This window comes from Shigella sp. FC1661, from assembly GCF_001712525.1.
Taxonomy (GTDB): domain Bacteria; phylum Pseudomonadota; class Gammaproteobacteria; order Enterobacterales; family Enterobacteriaceae; genus Escherichia; species Escherichia coli.
Genome location: NZ_MDGW01000527.1, coordinates 1 through 274, shown reverse-complemented (window position 1 = coordinate 274; position 274 = coordinate 1). Strand labels below are relative to the sequence as shown.

Annotated in this window: 1 pseudogene; it reads left to right on the top strand. The window is 49.3% G+C overall.

Going from position 1 to position 274, the window contains the following annotated elements:
* Positions 1-144: pseudogene (locus BFF42_RS28005) on the top strand (hypothetical protein); the annotation flags it as partial.
* Positions 145-274: the final 130 nt, after the last annotated feature.

The window sequence follows — 274 nt, the reverse complement described above, 5'->3', positions numbered from 1 at the left end:
TGCACGGTCTGTTTCTGGGAAACCTTCCACAAAATGTACCCGGATTCACCGTACGAATACGTCACGTTCTGCCATACCTGCCGTCGTTTTGATTTATACAAAACAGAAGCGGAGATGAAGGCGGATGACCCGAAGTGGTGGTGATTTTCAGCCCCGATCGCTGAAACGCCTGTTCACTGAACCGCCCCGGGTTTCCTGGAGAGTGTTTTATCTGTGAACTCAGGCTGCCAGATCATCGTTTCCGATGGAAGCATAATAAGCTTTTTCTGCTTCT